Origin of the sequence: Roseovarius sp. MBR-6, assembly GCF_040547525.1 — a bacterium.
Taxonomy (GTDB): domain Bacteria; phylum Pseudomonadota; class Alphaproteobacteria; order Rhodobacterales; family Rhodobacteraceae; genus Roseovarius.
In genome coordinates this window covers 144,947-162,882 of the sequence record NZ_JBEPPW010000001.1, presented here as the reverse complement: position 1 = coordinate 162,882, position 17,936 = coordinate 144,947, and the positions used below count along the sequence as shown (strand labels likewise).

Genomic DNA, 17,936 nt, shown 5'->3' with positions numbered 1-17,936 from the left:
GACGATAACTCATGGCTACCAAACCGTTTTTCCGCCGCCGCAAGGTCTGCCCCTTCTCGGGCGATAACGCGCCCGCGATCGACTACAAGGATACGCGCCTGCTGCAACGCTATATTTCCGAGCGTGGCAAGATCGTGCCGTCGCGCATCACCGCCGTTTCGGCCAAGAAACAGCGCGAACTGTCGCGGGCGATCAAACGCGCGCGCTTTCTTGCGCTGTTGCCTTACGCCGTGAAATAAGGAGTGACCCGATGCAAGTGATCCTTCTGGAACGCGTGGCCAAACTTGGCCAGATGGGCGACGTGGTCGATGTCAAAGCCGGCTTTGCGCGCAATTACCTGTTGCGTCAGGGCAAGGCGCTGACCGCGTCCGAGCGCAACATCGCCGATTTCGAGGCGCGCAAGGCGCAGCTCGAAACGCAGAACCTCGAAACCCGCAAAGAGGCCGAGGCCATGGCCGAACGTCTCGGCGGGCAGCAGTTCATCGTGATTCGTCAGGCCTCTGACAGCGGTGCGCTTTACGGCTCGGTGAGCACGCGCGACGCCGCCGACGCGGCGACCGAAAACGGCTTTACCGTTGATCGCAAGCAGGTGGCGCTCACCCGCCCGATCAAGGAGCTTGGCCTGCACGATGTGACCGTGACGCTGCATCCCGAAGTCGTGGTGACGATCCATCTCAACGTCGCGCGCTCGCCCGAGGAAGCCGAGCTTCAGGCCACCGGCAAGTCCATCCAGGACGCTGCGGCTGAGGCCGAGGCCGCCGCCGATTTCGAGATTGCCGAACTCTTCGACGATCTCGGCGGGGCCGCGTCGGACGATGATTACGCGTCCGCCGAATCGGACGACGACAGAAACTGATCCCCGTGATCGACAATTGACCGCCCGCACCATGTGCGGGCGGTCAATGCATCTGATACCCGCCGGTGGCCGTTCATTCACAAGATTGTCACGCGGGTCAAATTTCAGTTATAGTGCGTCGGTCGCTCTATAATGAGGGCCATCTGCATGGACCTGATCGATCTCAGCACGATACCTGACGCGGATGACCGTTTTGTTCGCTTTCTCGACGATGTATGTCAGTCGCTGGAATTCGATCATGCCTCCTATGCCACGTTCAATCCCATTTCCGGCGCGGTGCAGGGGTTTGCCAATTACCACCCCGATTGGGTGAACCATTACATGTCCCGTGGATTTCATCGGATTGACCCGACAATCCATGTCGGTCGCAAATCGATCGCGCCGGTGGACTGGACCAGGCTCGAACGGACGGCCCATTTCCAGACGATCTTTGCCAATGCGCCGGATTTCGGCATGTCGGAGCGTGGGCTTACGGTTCCGGTTCGTGGTCCCTATGGCGATGTCGGCCTTTTCAGCGTCACCCGGAAGTGCCCGGAAGACCAGTGGCAGGCACTTCGCAAACATGTCATCGGCAATCTCCAGATGGCTGCGGTTCACATGCATGACAATGTGATGAGTTCCAGTCTTTCGATGTCCGCTCTTCGTCTGCCGGCCCTTTCGCTGCGGGAGCGGGAGATCCTTCAATGGGTGGCCGAAGGCAAGTCGCAGCAGGATATCGGCGATATCCTGTCGATCTCGCATCGGACGGTAGAGGTTCACCTGCGCTCGGCGCGAAGCAAGCTGGGGGCGCTGACGACGCCTCAGGCCATTGGGCGCGCGGTCGGCTTTGGCATCGTGAAGCCGAGTTGAGCGAAAACCAGCCGCGGCGCGAACCTGTCCCGAAATCGTGATCAATATGCCTTCCAGATACGGGAAACCCCTAATGGAATAAATTCGCGCTTTGCGCGAACCTTGTCGGACAAGGCTAAAATGGGGATAGCACAATGATTATCGTTCTTGATGCTCTTAACAGGCATCGCTTTGGCGATGTTGAGAAAGAGATGTATCGCCTTCGGGCGCGTGTTTTTCACGACCGGTTGGGATGGGATGTGACCGTGCGCGACGGACTCGAGAAGGACGAGTTCGACGCGCTGGACCCGGCCCATGTGATCGCGCTTGATGATGACGGGAACGTCGTCGGCTGTATGCGCCTATTGCAGACCACAGGCCCGCACATGCTGGCGGATGTGTTCTCGGGACTGCTGGATGGAGAGCCACCACTCCGAAGCCCGCAGATCTGGGAGGCGACCCGCTTTTGTGTGGATACCGAACGGCTTAGCCGAGGTGGACGGGCGCGGAACTCGATTTCCTACGTGACCTCGGAGGTGATGGTCGGAGCGTTCGAATACGGGCGCAACGCCGGTGTTCTCGATGCTGTGGCAGTTATCGACCCGGTGATGAACCGGGTGATGATCCGCTCGGGCAACGCGCCGTACGATTATATCGGCAAGACGGTCGATATGGGTAAGGTTCATGCCCTTGCCGCGCTGCTTGACTGTTCCGAGGAGCGGATAGCGCGCATCCGCGCCCATGCCGGGATCGAGGGGGACGTTTTCCTGAGCGAAGAGCGCGCTCTTGCGCTGTTTGCCAAGACCAGGATGATTCGACCGGCAAAGACCGCTCTCGAAACCTATTGCGACGAGCAGGTTGCTGCCGCCACCACCACCAGTGAAAGGGTCGCTGCGCTGCGCCTCAAGGCCGCGCTCGCCGACAGGGTTCGTTCACACTCGGATATCAGCGCCTGATCCCCCAATCTCGCGCATCCCAACCGGGCCTTTCCCGAACCGGGTGTTGATACGAAAAGGGCCGCCCTCATTCTCCCCGGGGCGGCCCTTGCTTTGGTGCGGATATGAGCCTGTGGCTTACATCTCGTTCATGCTTTCGATGGCTTTTTCAAGCTCTTCGCGCGTGATTTCCTTGTCGTTCACCTCGGCAAGCTCGACCACGTAGTCGATGACCTTGTCCTCGAAGATCGGCGCGCGCAGTTGCTGGCGCATCTGCGGGTTCTTCTGCACGAATTCGAAGAATTCGCGCTCGTGGCCAGGGTATTGCCGCGCCTGGGTCATCACCGCCTGGGTCATCTCGGCATCGGTGACCTTCACTTCGGCCTTCTGGCCCAGATCGGCAAGCAACAGGCCAAGGCGCACGCGGCGTTCGGCAAGCTTCACCTGCTCCTCGGTCGGCTCGACCTCGTCGTGATCGTGGCCCTGCACGTCGGGATTGTCCTCGTGCCAGAGCTGGTGCGCGATCTGCTTGGCCTCGGTCTCGACCATGGTGGGGGGCAGATCGAAGCCGACCAGCGCGTCGAGCGCGTCCAGAACGTTGCGCTTGAGAATGGCGCGCGCGGCCCCGGCATATTCCTGCTCCAGCCGCTCGCGGATCTGCTCTTTCAGCGCATCGAGGCTCTCGGCCCCGTATTTCTGCGCCAACTCGTCGTTCACCTCGGCGGCGACGGGTTCCTTGACGGCCTTGACGGTGCAGTCGAACACCGCTTCCTTGCCCGCCAGATGCGGTGCCTGATAGTCGTCGGGGAAGTTGACCGTGACGGATTTTTGGTCACCCGCCTTCACGCCGACAAGCTGCTCCTCGAAGCCGGGGATGAAGCTGCCCGAGCCGAGGGTGAGCGGATAGTCTTCCGCCGCGCCGCCGTCGAACGGCTCGCCGTCGATCTTGCCGACAAAGTCGAATACGATCTGATCGCCGTCCTGTGCAGCGGCCCCGTCCTCGCGGTCGCGGAAATCCTGCGCGCTTGCGGCAAGGTTGCCAAGGGCCTCATCCACGGCGGCATCGTCGGCCTTGACGACCATGCGCTCCAGCTTGACGGCGGAAAGCTCGACGGTCGGGACCTCGGGCAGGGCCTCGTAGCTCAGCTCGATCTCGACATCGTCGCCCTCTTTCCATTCCTTGTTGGACATCTTCACATCGGGCTCGAACGCCGGACGCTCGCCCTTTTCCTCGAAATGGGCCTTCATGGCGTCATCGACGGTCTCTTGCATCGCCTCGCCAAGCATCCGCTGGCCGAACTGTTTCTTCAACAGCGGCAGCGGCACCTTGCCCTTGCGAAAGCCCTTCAGCTCGATATCCGGCTGGGCTTCTTTCAGCTTTTCGGTGACCTTGTCATCGAGGGCCTGCGCCGTCAGGATCATCCTGTAGCCGCGCTTGAGACCTTCGTTGAGGGTTTCGGTGACCTGCATGTTCGTCCTTCCATATGCATCGGGCCGCGGAGGCGTCCGCGGCGGTCAAGATCACGCGCCTTCTAGTGAGGGGCGCACTGCGCCGCAAGGGAAAACCGGCGGGACAGAGTGGGCTCAGGCCCCGCGCCAGATCCAGCCGCCACCCATCACGCGGCTGCCGCCGGTCTCGTAGAAGACGCAGGCCTGTCCGGGCGAGACACCTTCCTCCGGGGTGAGCAAGTCCACCTCGGCCTCGGTCTCCGACAGGGGGCGCAGCACCGCCTCACGCGGCGGGCGGGTCGAGCGCACCTTGACCGACAGGGGCCATTCGGGCCGCGAGGTGAGCGGCGCGTCGCCCAGCCAGTTGATCTCGCGCAGGGGCACGGTGCGGGTCGACAGCAGCGCCTTGGGGCCGACGATCACGCGGCGGCCCTCCACGTCGAGGCGCACCACGTAGAGCGGCTCTTCCAGCCCGCCGATGCCAAGGCCCCGCCGCTGGCCGATGGTATAGTGAATCACCCCCTCATGCCGCCCGAGGATGCGCCCGTCGGCATGGACGATCTCGCCCGGATCGGCGGCGCCGGGGCGCAGTTTCTCGATCACGGCGGCATAATCGCCATTCGGCACGAAACAGATATCCTGGCTGTCGGGCTTGTCGGCCACGATCAGCCCGTATTTCGCCGCCAGCGCCCGCGTCTCTGCCTTGGAGGCGAGCCCCCCCAGCGGAAAGCGCAGAAAGGCCAGTTGTTCGGGCGTGGTGGAGAACAGGAAATAGGACTGGTCGCGCGCCGAATCAGCCGCCGCATGCAGTTCGGGGCCGTTCGCGCCCATCTCGCGCCGGATGTAATGCCCCGTGGCCATGCAATCGGCCTCAAGATCGCGGGCGGTTTCAAGCAGGTCCTTGAACTTCACGCGCTCGTTGCAGCGGATGCAGGGCACGGGCGTGGCCCCGGCGAGATAGCTGTCGGCAAACTCGTCGATCACGGCATTTTGAAAGATGTTCTCGTAATCCAGCACGTAATGCGGAAAACCCATTTCCTCGGCCACGCGGCGGGCGTCGTGAATGTCGATGCCCGCACAACACGCCCCCTTTTTCGCCAGCGCCGCGCCGTGATCGTAAAGCTGGAGCGTGACGCCCACCACGTCATAGCCCTCTTGCGCCAGCTGCGCCGCCACCACGGACGAATCAACGCCGCCCGACATCGCCACAACCACCCGCGTCTCGGATGGCGGCTTGGCAAACCCTAGCGAATTCAGTGGCATGGTGGTGTCGAGGGACATGGAACGCTCCGGCAAGATCTGTCGAGATGTAGGAAAATCCTAAACATTTTCAAGGCTGTGCTTCATCCCCCGTTAAGCGCGTTTGCGCATTCTGAAGACCGCATCGGAAAAAGGGGTGAGAGTGATGTATCTGAAGAAAGTGGATGGGCCAAGGGCGGTCACGCTGCCGGATGGAACTGCGTTCAGCCGCGCCGATCTGCCACCACCCGAGACCACGCGTTGGGTCGCCTCGCGCAAGCTTTCGGTCGTGCACGGGATCGCCTATGGGTTGATTTCCCGCGCCGAGGCAATGCACATCTACGGGTTGAGCGACGAGGAATTGGACGGCTGGACGCGCGCGGCCAACAGGTTTGGAAAAAAGGGTTTGAAGGTCACCAAGGCAAGAGGAATTGACAACCCTTGAATGAGTTTCGAAAATGTTTCCCGGTGGTAACGCTAGATTAACCATTTCTGCTCAGTGTTGTGAACAAAGCGGCACCATTGAACGGAGACAGACCTATGCGTGTATTGCTCGTCGAGGATGACCCCACCACAACCAAGAGCATCGAGATGATGCTGACCCATGCCAATCTCAACGTCTACACGACCGATCTGGGCGAAGAGGGGATCGATCTGGCGAAGCTTTACGATTACGACCTCATTCTTCTCGATCTCGGCCTGCCGGACATGCACGGGCACGAAGTGTTGCGCCAATTGCGGCTGGCGCGGATTTCCACCCCGATCCTGATCCTGTCGGGCACGGACGACACCGAAAGCAAGCTCAAGGGGTTCGGTTTCGGCGCGGATGACTACCTTACCAAGCCGTTTCACCGCGACGAGCTTGTGGCGCGCATCCATGCCATCATCCGGCGCTCCAAGGGCCATTCGCAATCGGTGATCCGCACCGGCAAGATCAACGTCAATCTCGACGCCAAGACGGTCGATGTGGCGGGGCAGGCGGTGCATCTCACGGGCAAGGAATACCAGATGCTCGAGCTTCTGAGCCTGCGCAAGGGCACCACCTTGACCAAGGAAATGTTTCTCAACCATCTCTACGGCGGCATGGATGAGCCCGAACTCAAGATCATCGACGTGTTCATCTGCAAGCTGCGCAAGAAGCTGGTCGAGGCGACCGGCGGCGAGAACTACATCGAGACGGTCTGGGGGCGCGGCTATGTGCTGCGCGATCCCGAACCTGCCGCGCGCTCCGGCGGCGCACCGCTCGCCATCGGTGCCTGAGCGCGTCTGGACCTCGCCCCGCCGCCGCCCTATCACTCGGTTGGGCGGATCACGGAGGGGCCGATGTCCGAAGAGATTTCTGTCGAGCGCCTGACCGGGGCGCAGGCAAGCGCGGAACTGGCACGGCTGGCCGCGTTGCTGGCGCGCGCCAATGCGGCCTATCATGCCGAGGACGCGCCGATCATGTCCGACGCGGCGTTCGATGCGCTCAAGGCACGCAATGCCGCGATCGAGGCACGCTTTCCCGCGCTCCGGCGTGCCGACAGCCCGTCCGGTCAGGTGGGCGCGGCCCCCGCCGAGGGGTTCGCCAAGGTGCGGCACAGCCAGCGGATGCTCAGCCTTGCCAACGCCTTCGATGCCGAAGAGATCACCGAATTCGATGTCCGCATCCGCCGTTATCTCGGCCTGGGCGACGACGCTCCGCTCACCTATACCTCCGAGCCCAAGATTGACGGGCTGAGCCTGAGCCTACGCTATGAGGCGGGCCGCCTCGTTCAGGCGGCCACGCGCGGCGATGGCGAGACCGGCGAGAACGTCACCGCCAATGCCCGCACCATCGCCGACATTCCCGAGGCGCTGGAAGGCGCGCCCGACCTCCTCGAGGTGCGCGGCGAGGTCTACATGAGTCACGACGATTTCGAGGCGCTCAATGCGCGGCAGGCCGAAAGGGCTGACAAGCCGTTCGCCAATCCGCGCAACGCTGCCGCCGGGTCGCTGCGCCAGCTCGACGCCACGATCACCGCCGCGCGTCCGTTGCGGTTCTTCGCCTATGCCTGGGGCGCGACCTCCGCGCCGCTCGCCGAGACGCAGATGGGCGCGATCGAGCGGCTCGCCGCGCTCGGCTTCCAGACCAACCCGCTCACCGTGCTCTGTCACGGGCCCGAGGCGCTCATCGCCCATTACCGGCGCATCGAACAGGCCCGCGCCACGCTCGGCTATGATATCGACGGGGTGGTCTACAAGGTCAACGATCTTGGCTTGCAGGCGCGGCTCGGCTTTCGCTCGACCACTCCCCGCTGGGCGATTGCGCATAAATTCCCCGCTGAACTGGCCTGGACGCGGCTGGAATCCATCGACATTCAGGTCGGCCGAACCGGCGCGCTCAGCCCCGTCGCCCGGCTCAGCCCGGTCACGGTGGGCGGTGTCGTGGTGCGCAACGCGACCCTGCATAACGAGGACTATATCGCCGGGCGCGACAACCGGGGCGGTCCGATCCGGGAGGGCAAGGACATCCGCGAGGGTGATTGGGTGCAGGTCTATCGCGCGGGCGATGTGATCCCCAAGATCGCCAATGTGGACCTTGCCAAACGTCCCGCCGGTGCCGCGCCTTACGTCTTTCCCACCACCTGCCCGGAGTGCGGCTCGGACGCGCGCCGCGAGCCGGGCGATTCGGTGCGCCGCTGCATGGGGGGGCTCATCTGCCCCGCGCAGGCGGTGGAACGGCTCAAGCATTTCGTCTCCCGCGCCGCGTTTGACATCGAGGGGCTGGGCGCAAAACAGGTCGAGGCGTTCTATCGGGACGGCTGGATCACCGAGCCTGCGGAGATATTCACGCTGCGAGAGCGGTTCGGGCAGGGCCTTCAGCAATTGAAGAACCGCGAGGGCTGGGGCGAGAAGAGCGCCAGTAATCTCTTCGACGCGATTGACGAAAAGCGCACCATTCCCTTCGCGCGGCTTCTCTTCGCGCTTGGCATCCGCCATGTCGGCGAGCAGGCGAGCAGCCTTGTTGCGCGCCATTACGGCACATGGGCCGAGTTCACCGCCGCGATGGACGCGGCCCGTGATCTTCAGGGTCCCGACTGGGAGCGGCTTCTGGGCATCGACGGGGTGGGCGAGGCGATGGCGACAAGCCTTGCGCAGGCCATGACCGAGCCGCATGAACGTGCGAGCATCGAGCGTCTGACCCGCCACCTCACCATCGAGCCCGCCGCACGCCCCGATACGTCCGGCAGCCCCATCGCGGGCAAGACCCTTGTTTTCACCGGCAGTCTCGAAAAGATGACCCGCGCCGAGGCAAAGGCGCGCGCCGAAGCCATGGGTGCCAAGGTGGCGGGAAGCGTCAGCGCGCGCACCGATCTGCTGATTGCCGGACCGGGGGCGGGGTCCAAGGCCAGGAAGGCCGCGGAGATCGGCATCGAGGTGATCGACGAGGACGCCTGGCTTGCCCTCATCGGGGCCGCGTGAGCACCCGGCCCGCGATCCTTTTTCCGCTTTTCGCGGGGGTCGAGACGCTTGACGGCGTGGGGCCGAAGACCGCCAAGCATCTTGCCACGCTCGACATCACCCACCCGCGCGATCTTCTTTTCACGCTGCCCTGGTCCGGGGTGGACCGCCGCCGCCGCGCCACCGTGCAGGGGGCCGAAATCCCCGGCGTGGTCACGGTCGAGGTGGTGGTGGGCCGCCATGATGCGCCCGCGCGCCCCACGGGTCCCTACCGTGTGGTGGTCGAGGATGCCGCGACCAGCTTTCACCTGATCTTTTTCCGCGCGCGCGGCGATCACCTGCGCCGCCTGCTGCCCACGGGCGCGCGGCGCATTGTCTCGGGCAAGGTCGAGCTTTTCGACGGTATCGCGCAGATGGTGCATCCCGATCATGTCCTGCCCATCGAGGAGGCGGGCGAGATCCCCGATTTCGAGCCGGTCTATCCGCTGACCGCCGGTGTCACGCAGCGGGTGATGGCCAAGGCGGCGCAGGCGGCGCTTTTGCGCGCGCCTGACCTTGCCGAATGGATCGACCCCGCGCAGAAGGCGCAGGCCGGCTGGCCCGACTGGAAGGAGGCACTGCGCGCGGCGCACGCCCCGTCCTCGCTGCGCGACCTGTCGCCTGCGCACCCCGCGCGCGAGCGGCTGGCCTATGACGAGATGATGGCGCATCAACTCACCCTTGCGCTTGCGCGCGCCAAGCTGCGCCGCGCCAAGGGGCGCGCGACCGTGGGAACCGGCGCGTTGCAGGCACGGGTCATCAAGGCGTTACCCTTCGCGCTGACCAATGCGCAGACCCGCGCGATTGCCGATATCGCCGCCGATATGGGCCAGCCCATGCGCATGAACCGCCTGCTTCAGGGCGATGTCGGCGCGGGCAAGACGCTGGTGGCGTTCAAGGCGCTTCTGATCGCGGTCGAGGCGGGCGGGCAGGGGGTGTTGATGGCCCCCACGGAAATCCTCGCGCGCCAGCATTTCCAGGGGCTTGCACCGCTCGCCGAGGCGGCGGGCGTGCGGCTTGAGATCCTCACGGGCCGCGACAAGGGGGCCGCGCGCACGGCCAAACTCGGGGCGTTGGCGGCGGGCGGCATCGATATTCTCGTGGGCACCCATGCGGTCTTTCAGAAGGATGTGGAATTTGCCGACCTGCGCCTTGCCATCGTCGATGAGCAGCACCGTTTCGGTGTGCGCCAGCGGTTGGAGCTGGGCAAAAAGGGCGCGCAGGCCGATGTGCTGGTGATGACCGCGACGCCCATCCCGCGCAGCCTTGCGCTGGCGCAATATGGCGACATGGATGTGAGCGTGCTGGACGAGAAACCGCCCGGCCGGCTGCCGATCAAGACCGCGCTGGTCAACACGGGCCGGATGGACGAGGTCGTGGATCACCTGCGCCGCGCCATTGCCGAGGGGCGGCAGGCCTATTGGGTCTGCCCGCTGGTCGAGGAAAGCGAGGCGGTGGACCTCAGCAGCGCCGAAGAGCGGTATCGCCGCCTTCGCGCGGCGCTTGGCGAGGGGCGCGTGGGGCTGGTGCATGGCCAGATGCCGCCCGAGGAGAAAGACGCGGCCATGGCGCGCTTTCAGCGTGGCGAGACATCGGTGCTGGTGGCAACGACTGTGATCGAAGTGGGGGTGGATGTGCCCAATGCCTCGATCATGGTGATCGAGCGCGCCGAAAGCTTCGGTCTGGCGCAACTCCATCAGTTGCGCGGGCGGGTGGGGCGCGGCACGGCGGCCTCCACCTGCCTTCTGATGTATCAGGCACCCCTGTCCGAGGGCGGGCGGCGGCGGCTCGAGACGATGCGCGACACCGAGGACGGGTTTCGCATCGCGGAGGTCGATCTCGAGATGCGCGGTGCGGGCGATCTCATCGGCACGGCGCAATCCGGGCTGCCGCGGTTTCGCGTGGCCGATCTCGAGGCGCAATCGGCGTTGATGGCGGTGGCCCAGTCGGACGCGCGCACATTGCTGGCAGGTGACCCCGACCTTGCCTCGCCGCGCGGACAGGCGGCGCGGGTGCTCCTGTGGCTGATGGAGCGCGATCAGGCGATCCGGCTGATTTCCGTGGGATAGCGTTTTGTTCTCATTTGTTCTCATAAAGTTCTTTACATTGGCCTGTCAATATGAGAACACTTGAGCAACATCACGGAGGAACACGCCATGTTGCACCAGATCAGGACAACCGCTGCCCGCGCCGGGGACACGCTCCTTGGCGATGCGATCGGGGCCGTTGCCCTTATGGTCACGCTTATTGGCGCGCTCTACCTGCCCGCGATGTTCTGACCGGTTTCTGCCTGCCGGTGCGCGGCTCTTGCCGGTCCCCCCTGTCCCAACACGGGGATCGTGCACTCTGCCTGTCCCAAGGGTTTCGGGTTTGCCTCATTCCGCCCGATTTATCCCCATGGGCCGCGTAACCGGCCACTGATCCGCCGCCGTTCCCCGGAACGTGCGGCGGTTTTTTTCATCGGTCATCCTTCGGCGGATTGATCCGCTGCACCAGAACCGACCCGGTCTCGACGATCCCGCGCATCCGCTCTTCCAGCCGGATCATCTCCGACATGGCGCGTTTGAGCTTGTCGCTCTCGTCGCCCAACTCTCCCAGATCGGCAAAGACGCGCTCGGTCGTGGCGATCTGCGCCTCGGCATTGCTGACCACGGCGTGCAGATCCCCGACGAGACCTTCCAGTTCTCGCGCGCCGCTCTTTTCCTCGAGCGTGCGCACGGCACTGCGCGCCGCATCGAACCAGGCTTGCGACAGGCGCGGTTCGGCCTTTGCGCTCATCATCGCCGAGCGTTCAAGCCGCCGGATCCGGCTGGTGAGCCCGTCGATCCGGTCGCGCAACTCGCTCTGGATGCTGACGATATCGGCATTGACGGCAACGACGCGCGCGAGCACGGCGTCAAGCTCCTCCATCAGTTTGCAGACCCGGTCGAGAAACAGGTTCAAATCGCGCGCCAGCACGCCGAATTCGTCCGCCGTGCGAATCTCGGCCCGATGCGTCAGCCCGCCATAGGCGCGCGCGAGGTTGCTGACCACCGCGCGCAGGCCCAGAAGCGGCTCGAGCCGCGCGCGCAGGATGAGAAAGAGCAGCACCGAATGCAGCACGATCTTGCCCACCGACAGCGTGGCGGAGAGGCGCATGTCGCTCACCCATTCGGCGAAATCCGTGGCCAGATCGCGCCGCACCACCACCGCCCCCAGCACATCGCCGACATTTGCCTCGGTATGGCAGGCAAGGCAGAAGGGCTCGGCCGTGATGGGCTGTTGGGCGATATTGTGCTGGCGCGCAGGCCAATCGCCCTGGGGGATGCCCTCAGGGGTAAAGCCGAAGCCCGCCTCGATGGAGGTGACGGTGACCGGTGAGGGGGTGATGGCGATGCGATAGCCCAGATCGCCCCAGTTGCGTTCGAGGATCGGATAGAGCGTGCGTGCTGCCACCGGCCCGCCCTCGTTGCGCATGATCGAGCGCACATCGTCGGCAATGGTGGCGGCGGCCTCTTGCACCACGTCGGGTCCCTTCACGCGAAAGCCGTAATAGACCATCCCCGCCTTGAGCGCGAATTCGAGCACCGTGACGAGCACCAGAAGCACGAAGAAATCGCGGATCATGTGGATGAGAAAGGACTGGTCGAACCGCCCGATCAGCGGGCTTTTCTCGTCGAGCGGGCCTTGGGCCATGTCAGATCCCTCGCTGTTACCAGAGCAACTAGGCACGAAAAGCGAAAGGGAAAGTGAAACGCCCCTCACCGCGCGACGCAAATGCGCGAGCGGTCTGACACAATCAGGCGCAGGAGGTCTGCGCCGCGATCTCCTCCATCGCCTCGGTGGCAGCCTCGAGCGTGAGGAGGATCGAGGCATGACGGTTCTTGTAGTCGCGCGCGGGGCGCAGCACCTCGAGCCCGTCAAAGGGCGCGGGTGGGGTGGGACCATCTGATTTCAGCATCTCGCGCAGCGCATCGCGCGCACCCCGCACCTGCGCCAGATCGCAGCCGGGGATATTGGCCCCCACCACGCTCGCCGCCGCCTGACCGAGCGCACAGGCGCGCACCTCGGCGGCATAGTCGCTGACGCGGCCCTCGGACATCGAGAGATCGACCGTCACGGTCGAGCCGCAGAGCGGCGCGCGGCGCTTGACGCTGGCCTGCGGCGCATCCAGCCGCCCGTGTCGCGGAATATCCGAGGCCAGTGCGAGGATGCGCGCGGAATAGAGCTTGATCAGGTCGGTTTCGCCGCTCATGGCTTTCCCTTTCGTCCGTTGCCCCATAAATAGACCCGACACGCCCCGATGCAAAAGGATTTCGCCATGGGATTCGACCCCGCGACACTAAAGTATGATGCGCAGGGCCTCATTCCGGCCATCGCACAGGAGGCGGAGACCGGCGAAGTGCTGATGATGGCCTGGATGAATGCCGAGGCCGTGGCACGAACGCTCGCGACGGGGCGCGTGACCTATTGGAGCCGCTCGCGCGCCGCGTTCTGGGTCAAGGGCGAAAGCTCGGGCCATGTGCAGGAGTTGGTGGAAATGCGCATCGACTGCGACCGCGATTGCCTTTTGCTCCAGGTGCGTCAGACCGGGCCTGCCTGTCACACCAACCGGCGGTCGTGTTTCTACCTCGCGCTGCGCGACGGCGCGGAAACCGAGATCATGGCACCTGTGGCGGGCGCGCAATGAGTATTTTCAGAACGATGAAGGGCAAGGCATGGGCGCGCGACGGGGACTTCTGATCATCCTTTCCTCGCCCTCGGGGGCGGGCAAGTCGACGCTGTCGCAGCGCCTGCGGGCGTGGGATCCCGGTTTGCGGTTCTCGGTCTCGGCCACCACGCGCGCGCCGCGACCGGGAGAGGTGGAGGGACGGGATTACCATTTCCTGCGCGAAGAGGCGTTCAAACGCGCGGTGGCGGCCGGAGAGATGCTGGAGCACGCGCATGTCTTCGGCAATTTCTACGGCTCGCCCACGGGGCCTGTGCAGGCGGCGATCGACGCAGGAAACGATGTGCTCTTTGACATCGACTGGCAGGGCGCGCAGCAGATCCGCAACTCGGACCTCGGGCCGCATACGCTGTCGATCTTCCTCTTGCCGCCCTCGATCCGCGAATTGCATCGCCGCTTGCAGGCGCGCGGGCAGGATGCGCCCGAGGTGATCGCGCGGCGGATGCAGAAGAGCTGGGACGAGATCAGCCATTGGGACGGCTATGACTTCGTGCTGGTCAACGAAGACCTTGACGCCACCGAGGCAAAGCTGAGAACCATCATCGAGGCGACGCGCCTGCGCCGGTCGCAGCAGCCGTGGCTGACCGATCATGTGCGTGCGCTGCACGCCGAATTCGAGGGGATGCAATGACCATCTACGCCCTTGACGGCCATGCGCCGCAGTTAGATCCCGAGACCTGGGTCGCCCCTGATGCCAATATCATCGGCAAGGTGGTGCTGGAGGCCGGGGCCTCGGTCTGGTTCGGCTGCACCTTGCGCGGCGACAACGAGGTGATCCATGTGGGCGCGGGCACGAATGTGCAGGAACACACCGTGATGCATACGGATATGGGCTATCCGCTGGTGATCGGGGCGGGCTGCACCATCGGGCACAAGGTGATGCTGCATGGCTGCACGATCGGCGAGAACACCCTTGTCGGGATGGGGGCCACGGTGCTGAATGGCGCGCGGATCGGGCGGGATTGCCTGATCGGCGCAGGCGCGCTCGTGACCGAGGGCAAGGAGATCCCCGATGGCAGCCTTGTGATGGGGGCGCCGGGGCGCGTGGTGCGCGCGCTCGACGCGGCGGCGATTGCCGGTCTGCGGGCCGCCGCACAGCATTACCAGGACAACATGCGCCGGTTTCGCGCCGGGCTGCGGGCGGTCTGACGCGCGATGCAGGGATTTGGCTCGGTCCTTGCCGGTATGCCCTTCGCGGCGCTGCTCATCGGGCCGGACGAGCGCATCCATGCCGCCAATGCCGCGGCGCGCGAGATGCTGGGGCAGGGCATCGAGGGACGGCATTTCCTGACTGCGCTGCGGCAGCCCGACGTGCTTGACGCGATCGAGCAGACCGGGCGCGACGGGCAGGCGCGACGCACCACCTATCAGACATCCGAGGGCGGGCGCGACAGCACCTTTCAGGTGCATGTGGCGCATGTGGATGCGGGGGCGTCGGCGCGCGGCGTGCTGGTTGCCTTCGAGGATCTGACCGAGCGCGAGCAGGCCGCGCAGATGCGTCGCGATTTCGTGGCCAACGTGAGCCACGAGTTGCGCACGCCGCTCACCGCGCTCATCGGGTTCATCGAGACGCTGCAAGGCCCCGCCCGCCACGATCAGGCCGCCATCGACCGGTTTCTGGCGATCATGGGCCGCGAGGCGGCGCGGATGGAGCGGCTGGTGCATGACCTGCTGTCGCTCAGCCGGGTCGAGGGCGAGGAGCGTATCCGCCCGCGCGAGCCGGTCGATCTCGCGGGGATCATCGGCACGGTGATGACGATGTTGCGCCCTCTCGGGCACGAAAGCGGCTGTGCCATGAAATTCTCGGGCGGGCAGGGCTTTGTCGTGCCCGGCAATGCCGATCAGTTGCAGCAGGTCTTTACCAATCTGCTGGAGAACGCGATCAAATATGGTGGACAGGGCAACCAGGTGGAGATCACGCTGGAGCATCACGCCCGCGATGCCACCCTGCGGATGCCGGCCATCGTGGCGAGCGTGCGCGACCATGGTCCCGGCATCGACCCGCTGCACATTCCGCGCCTGACCGAGCGGTTCTATCGTGTCGATACGCATCGCTCGCGCGAGATGGGGGGGACGGGGCTTGGCCTTGCCATCGTCAAGCACATCGTCAACCGCCATCGCGGACGGCTTCGGATTGCGTCTGAGCCGGGGCAGGGCAGCACGTTTTCGGTGATCCTGCCGCGCTGGAACGGCTGAGATCGGGGATCAGCGCGGCAGGTTGTCTTCGTCCTCGGCCTGCCCGGCAAGCCAGTTGCGGAACGTCAGGAGCGCCGGATCGCGCGCATTCGCCTCGGGCCACACAAGGTAATACGCGCCGGTCATGAGCGTCTTGTCGCCCCAGGCCACGGCAAGGCGTCCCGTGGCAAGATCCTGTTCGGTCAGGTAATCCGGCAAGAGCGCCACTCCCAACCCGTGCAGCGCGGCCTGCGTTATGGTTGAGAATTGATCATAGACCGTGCCGCCTGGCCGCGCCTCGGTCACGCCATGCGCCGCAAACCATTCCGCCCAGGCATGGGGCCGGGTTTCGATATGCAGGAGCGGCAGGCGGAGCATGTCCGCCGCGTCGGCAATGGCACCGTATCGGGCAAGAAGATCGGGGGCCGCCACCGCAAGAACCGCCTCGCTCCTGAGGCGGAGCGCAGTCGTTCCCGGCCAATCCGCTTGTCCAAAATGTATAGCTGCATCAAAGTTTTGCGAGGCGAAGTTGAACGGACGCAATCGCGTGGAAAGGTTGATCGTCACCTCCGGGTGACGCCGGGCGAAATCGGCGAGGCGCGGCACCAGCCAGCGCATGCCGAACGTGGGCAGGATTGCAAGGCTGAGGCTGCCGCCGAGCGGATTAACCGTCAGCCTGACCGAGGCCTGGGCGATCTGCTGCAAGGCGGCCCGCACCTTTGCGGCATAAGTGGCCGCTTCCGGTGTCAGACGGATATGCCGCCCTTGCCGCAGAAACAGGGATACGCCAAGTTGTTCCTCCAATGTTTTCAATTGCCTGCTGACTGCACTTTGTGTTTGCGCCAACTCCTCCGCCGCCGCTGTCGCGCTGCCGAGACGGTCGAGCGCCTCCAATGCGCGCAGCGCGGAAATCGAGGGGAGGAAACGACGGGGCAGAGTCATACTTGCGTAAATCTCATGGTTTCATGTGAAAATATCGTTATTCCGGTTGGTTTTGCTAGTGTAGTCTGTCCGAAAGCCGTAACAATTCTCATAAGGAGGCTGCCATGAACGTGGAAGCACCGACCCTGCGCGCCAAGGATTCACCGGATCTTCACTCTTTCGAGTGGAGCGATCCGTTCCGCCTTGCCGATCAACTCTCCGAAGAGGAGCGCATGATTGCCGAGAGCGCGCGCACATTCGCGCGGGAGGTCCTGCAACCGCGCGTCATCGACGCCTATCGTGAAGAACGGGTGGATCCGGACATCTTCCGCGAGATGGGGCAAATGGGCCTGCTTGGCACGACGATTCCCGAAGAATATGGCGGGCTTGGCAGCAATTACGTCAGCTACGGTCTGGTCGCGCGTGAGATCGAGCGCGTTGATTCGGGCTATCGCTCGATGATGAGCGTGCAAAGCTCGCTCGTGATGTATCCGATCTATGCCTATGGCTCGGAGGAGCAGCGGCGCAAATACCTGCCCGGACTGGCCAGTGGCGAGCTGATCGGCTGTTTCGGCCTGACCGAGCCGGATGCGGGCAGCGACCCTGCAGGCATGAAAACCCGTGCGGTGCGCATTGACGGTGGCTATCGTCTGACCGGATCGAAGATGTGGATTTCCAACAGCCCGATTGCCGATGTGTTCGTGGTCTGGGCCAAGTCCGAGGCACATGACGGCAAGATCCGGGGGTTTGTGCTGGAAAAGGGCATGAAGGGGCTGAGCGCGCCGAAAATCGGTGGCAAGCTGAGCTTGCGCGCCTCGGTCACGGGCGAGATCGTGATGGACGGTGTCGAGGTGCCGGACTCTGCACTTTTACCAAATGTTCAAGGGCTTAAAGGGCCTTTCGGATGTTTGAACCGGGCACGCTACGGCATCGCCTGGGGGGTGATGGGGGCCGCCGAATTCTGCTGGCACGCCGCGCGGCAATATGGCCTCGACCGCAAGCAGTTCAACCGCCCGCTGGCGCAGACGCAGCTTTTCCAGTTGAAACTCGCCAATATGCAGACCGAAATCGCGCTTGGGCTGCAAGCCTGCCTGCGCGTAGGACGCCTGATGGACGAGGCGAACGCCGCGCCCGAAATGATCAGCCTGATCAAGCGCAACAATTGCGGCAAGGCGCTGGAGATTGCCCGCCACGCCCGTGACATGCATGGCGGCAACGGAATTTCCGAGGAATTTCAGGTTATTCGCCATATGGTCAACCTTGAGACGGTCAACACCTACGAGGGCACGCATGATGTTCATGCGCTGATTCTCGGTCGGGCGCAGACCGGGCTTCAGGCATTTTTCTGATGCGCAGGCGGGGG

Annotated in this window: 19 protein-coding genes; 14 read left to right on the top strand and 5 right to left on the bottom strand. The window is 64.3% G+C overall.

Annotated features, from left to right (window positions below; all coding sequences use genetic code 11):
- The first annotated feature begins 11 nt into the window (after positions 1–11).
- The 4 genes from rpsR to ABIE57_RS00845 all read left to right on the top strand — a co-directional run bounded on the left by rpsR (position 12) and on the right by ABIE57_RS00845 (position 2,640).
- A complete protein-coding gene (gene rpsR / locus ABIE57_RS00860; RefSeq protein ID WP_068292848.1) occupies positions 12–239 on the top strand; it encodes a 30S ribosomal protein S18 in 228 nt (75 codons plus the stop codon).
- Between the two features lie 11 nt (positions 240–250).
- The gene (gene rplI / locus ABIE57_RS00855) at positions 251–856 is read left to right on the top strand and encodes a 50S ribosomal protein L9 (RefSeq protein ID WP_354537087.1); all 606 of its coding nucleotides are present in this window, start codon (positions 251–253) and stop codon (positions 854–856) included.
- Between the two features lie 147 nt (positions 857–1,003).
- Positions 1,004–1,705 (top strand): autoinducer binding domain-containing protein, encoded by a 702-nt coding sequence (locus tag ABIE57_RS00850; protein ID WP_354537086.1) that lies wholly within the window; start codon positions 1,004–1,006, stop codon positions 1,703–1,705.
- A gap of 191 nt (positions 1,706–1,896) precedes the next feature.
- On the top strand, positions 1,897–2,640 hold the full coding sequence (locus ABIE57_RS00845) for an acyl-homoserine-lactone synthase (RefSeq protein WP_354537085.1): 744 nt from the start codon (positions 1,897–1,899) through the stop codon (positions 2,638–2,640).
- 117 nt (positions 2,641–2,757) lie between these two features.
- On the opposite strand, the gene tig is transcribed toward ABIE57_RS00845, so the two are convergent.
- Both tig and mnmA read right to left on the bottom strand, forming a co-directional pair.
- On the bottom strand, positions 2,758–4,089 hold the full coding sequence (gene tig / locus ABIE57_RS00840; RefSeq protein WP_354537084.1) for a trigger factor: 1,332 nt from the start codon (positions 4,087–4,089) through the stop codon (positions 2,758–2,760).
- 114 nt (positions 4,090–4,203) lie between these two features.
- The gene (gene mnmA, locus ABIE57_RS00835) at positions 4,204–5,349 is read right to left on the bottom strand and encodes a tRNA 2-thiouridine(34) synthase MnmA (protein WP_354537083.1); all 1,146 of its coding nucleotides are present in this window, start codon (positions 5,347–5,349) and stop codon (positions 4,204–4,206) included.
- 124 nt (positions 5,350–5,473) lie between these two features.
- Between mnmA and sciP the strand changes: the two genes are divergently transcribed.
- The 5 genes from sciP (at position 5,474) to ABIE57_RS00810 (ending at position 11,048) form a co-directional block, all read left to right on the top strand.
- A complete protein-coding gene (sciP, locus tag ABIE57_RS00830; protein WP_354537370.1) occupies positions 5,474–5,752 on the top strand; it encodes a CtrA inhibitor SciP in 279 nt (92 codons plus the stop codon).
- A 95-nt stretch (positions 5,753–5,847) separates the two neighbouring features.
- Positions 5,848–6,567: a response regulator transcription factor CtrA gene (gene ctrA / locus ABIE57_RS00825; RefSeq protein ID WP_354537082.1), complete on the top strand. Its 720-nt coding sequence runs from the start codon at positions 5,848–5,850 to the stop codon at positions 6,565–6,567.
- A 63-nt stretch (positions 6,568–6,630) separates the two neighbouring features.
- Positions 6,631–8,751, top strand: a complete 2,121-nt coding sequence (gene ligA, locus ABIE57_RS00820) for an NAD-dependent DNA ligase LigA (protein WP_354537081.1) — start codon at positions 6,631–6,633, stop codon at positions 8,749–8,751.
- Entirely contained in the window at positions 8,748–10,838 is a 2,091-nt protein-coding gene (gene recG / locus ABIE57_RS00815; RefSeq protein WP_354537080.1) for an ATP-dependent DNA helicase RecG, read from the top strand. The genes ligA and recG overlap by 4 nt, the downstream gene beginning before the upstream one ends.
- A 60-nt stretch (positions 10,839–10,898) precedes the next feature.
- A complete protein-coding gene (locus ABIE57_RS00810; protein WP_354537079.1) occupies positions 10,899–11,048 on the top strand; it encodes a hypothetical protein in 150 nt (49 codons plus the stop codon).
- 178 nt (positions 11,049–11,226) lie between these two features.
- Here ABIE57_RS00810 and ABIE57_RS00805 read toward each other — a convergent pair whose 3' ends face one another.
- Positions 11,227–12,444 (bottom strand): HAMP domain-containing protein, encoded by a 1,218-nt coding sequence (locus ABIE57_RS00805; RefSeq protein WP_354537078.1) that lies wholly within the window; start codon positions 12,442–12,444, stop codon positions 11,227–11,229.
- Between the two features lie 103 nt (positions 12,445–12,547).
- Positions 12,548–13,003, bottom strand: a complete 456-nt coding sequence (locus ABIE57_RS00800) for an iron-sulfur cluster assembly scaffold protein (protein ID WP_354537077.1) — start codon at positions 13,001–13,003, stop codon at positions 12,548–12,550.
- Between the two features lie 66 nt (positions 13,004–13,069).
- Between ABIE57_RS00800 and hisI the strand changes: the two genes are divergently transcribed.
- Genes hisI through ABIE57_RS00780 form a run of 4 tightly spaced genes read left to right on the top strand, consistent with a single transcriptional unit; the run spans position 13,070 to position 15,673 of the window.
- Positions 13,070–13,438 carry a phosphoribosyl-AMP cyclohydrolase gene (hisI, locus tag ABIE57_RS00795; RefSeq protein ID WP_354537076.1) on the top strand — a complete coding sequence of 123 codons (369 nt, stop codon included), beginning with the start codon at positions 13,070–13,072 and terminating at the stop codon, positions 13,436–13,438.
- Between the two features lie 28 nt (positions 13,439–13,466).
- The gene (gmk, locus tag ABIE57_RS00790; protein WP_354537075.1) at positions 13,467–14,108 is read left to right on the top strand and encodes a guanylate kinase; all 642 of its coding nucleotides are present in this window, start codon (positions 13,467–13,469) and stop codon (positions 14,106–14,108) included.
- Positions 14,105–14,626 carry a gamma carbonic anhydrase family protein gene (locus ABIE57_RS00785; protein ID WP_354537074.1) on the top strand — a complete coding sequence of 174 codons (522 nt, stop codon included), beginning with the start codon at positions 14,105–14,107 and terminating at the stop codon, positions 14,624–14,626. Before gmk ends, ABIE57_RS00785 begins: the two co-directional genes overlap by 4 nt.
- A 6-nt stretch (positions 14,627–14,632) precedes the next feature.
- Positions 14,633–15,673 carry an ATP-binding protein gene (locus ABIE57_RS00780; protein WP_354537073.1) on the top strand — a complete coding sequence of 347 codons (1,041 nt, stop codon included), beginning with the start codon at positions 14,633–14,635 and terminating at the stop codon, positions 15,671–15,673.
- A 9-nt stretch (positions 15,674–15,682) separates the two neighbouring features.
- Here ABIE57_RS00780 and ABIE57_RS00775 read toward each other — a convergent pair whose 3' ends face one another.
- On the bottom strand, positions 15,683–16,594 hold the full coding sequence (locus ABIE57_RS00775; protein ID WP_354537072.1) for a LysR family transcriptional regulator: 912 nt from the start codon (positions 16,592–16,594) through the stop codon (positions 15,683–15,685).
- Positions 16,595–16,698: 104 nt separating this feature from the next.
- Here ABIE57_RS00775 and ABIE57_RS00770 point away from each other — a divergent pair, with 104 nt between their 5' ends.
- On the top strand, positions 16,699–17,922 hold the full coding sequence (locus ABIE57_RS00770) for an acyl-CoA dehydrogenase (RefSeq protein WP_354537071.1): 1,224 nt from the start codon (positions 16,699–16,701) through the stop codon (positions 17,920–17,922).
- Positions 17,923–17,936 lie beyond the last annotated feature (14 nt).

Bases quoted from the DNA above. Each gene is read 5' to 3' on its own strand.
- rpsR (WP_068292848.1), top strand. From the start codon at position 12: ATGGCTACCAAACCGTTTTTCCGCCGCCGCAAGGTCTGCCCCTTCTCG.
- rplI (WP_354537087.1), top strand. From the start codon at position 251: ATGCAAGTGATCCTTCTGGAACGCGTGGCCAAACTTGGCCAGATGGGC.
- ABIE57_RS00850 (WP_354537086.1), top strand. From the start codon at position 1,004: ATGGACCTGATCGATCTCAGCACGATACCTGACGCGGATGACCGTTTT.
- ABIE57_RS00845 (WP_354537085.1), top strand. From the start codon at position 1,897: ATGTATCGCCTTCGGGCGCGTGTTTTTCACGACCGGTTGGGATGGGAT.
- tig (WP_354537084.1), bottom strand. From the start codon at position 4,089: ATGCAGGTCACCGAAACCCTCAACGAAGGTCTCAAGCGCGGCTACAGG.
- mnmA (WP_354537083.1), bottom strand. From the start codon at position 5,349: ATGTCCCTCGACACCACCATGCCACTGAATTCGCTAGGGTTTGCCAAG.
- sciP (WP_354537370.1), top strand. From the start codon at position 5,474: ATGTATCTGAAGAAAGTGGATGGGCCAAGGGCGGTCACGCTGCCGGAT.
- ctrA (WP_354537082.1), top strand. From the start codon at position 5,848: ATGCGTGTATTGCTCGTCGAGGATGACCCCACCACAACCAAGAGCATC.
- ligA (WP_354537081.1), top strand. From the start codon at position 6,631: ATGTCCGAAGAGATTTCTGTCGAGCGCCTGACCGGGGCGCAGGCAAGC.
- ABIE57_RS00805 (WP_354537078.1), bottom strand. From the start codon at position 12,444: ATGGCCCAAGGCCCGCTCGACGAGAAAAGCCCGCTGATCGGGCGGTTC.
- ABIE57_RS00800 (WP_354537077.1), bottom strand. From the start codon at position 13,003: ATGAGCGGCGAAACCGACCTGATCAAGCTCTATTCCGCGCGCATCCTC.
- hisI (WP_354537076.1), top strand. From the start codon at position 13,070: ATGGGATTCGACCCCGCGACACTAAAGTATGATGCGCAGGGCCTCATT.
- gmk (WP_354537075.1), top strand. From the start codon at position 13,467: ATGGGCGCGCGACGGGGACTTCTGATCATCCTTTCCTCGCCCTCGGGG.
- ABIE57_RS00785 (WP_354537074.1), top strand. From the start codon at position 14,105: ATGACCATCTACGCCCTTGACGGCCATGCGCCGCAGTTAGATCCCGAG.
- ABIE57_RS00780 (WP_354537073.1), top strand. From the start codon at position 14,633: ATGCAGGGATTTGGCTCGGTCCTTGCCGGTATGCCCTTCGCGGCGCTG.
- ABIE57_RS00775 (WP_354537072.1), bottom strand. From the start codon at position 16,594: ATGACTCTGCCCCGTCGTTTCCTCCCCTCGATTTCCGCGCTGCGCGCA.
- ABIE57_RS00770 (WP_354537071.1), top strand. From the start codon at position 16,699: ATGAACGTGGAAGCACCGACCCTGCGCGCCAAGGATTCACCGGATCTT.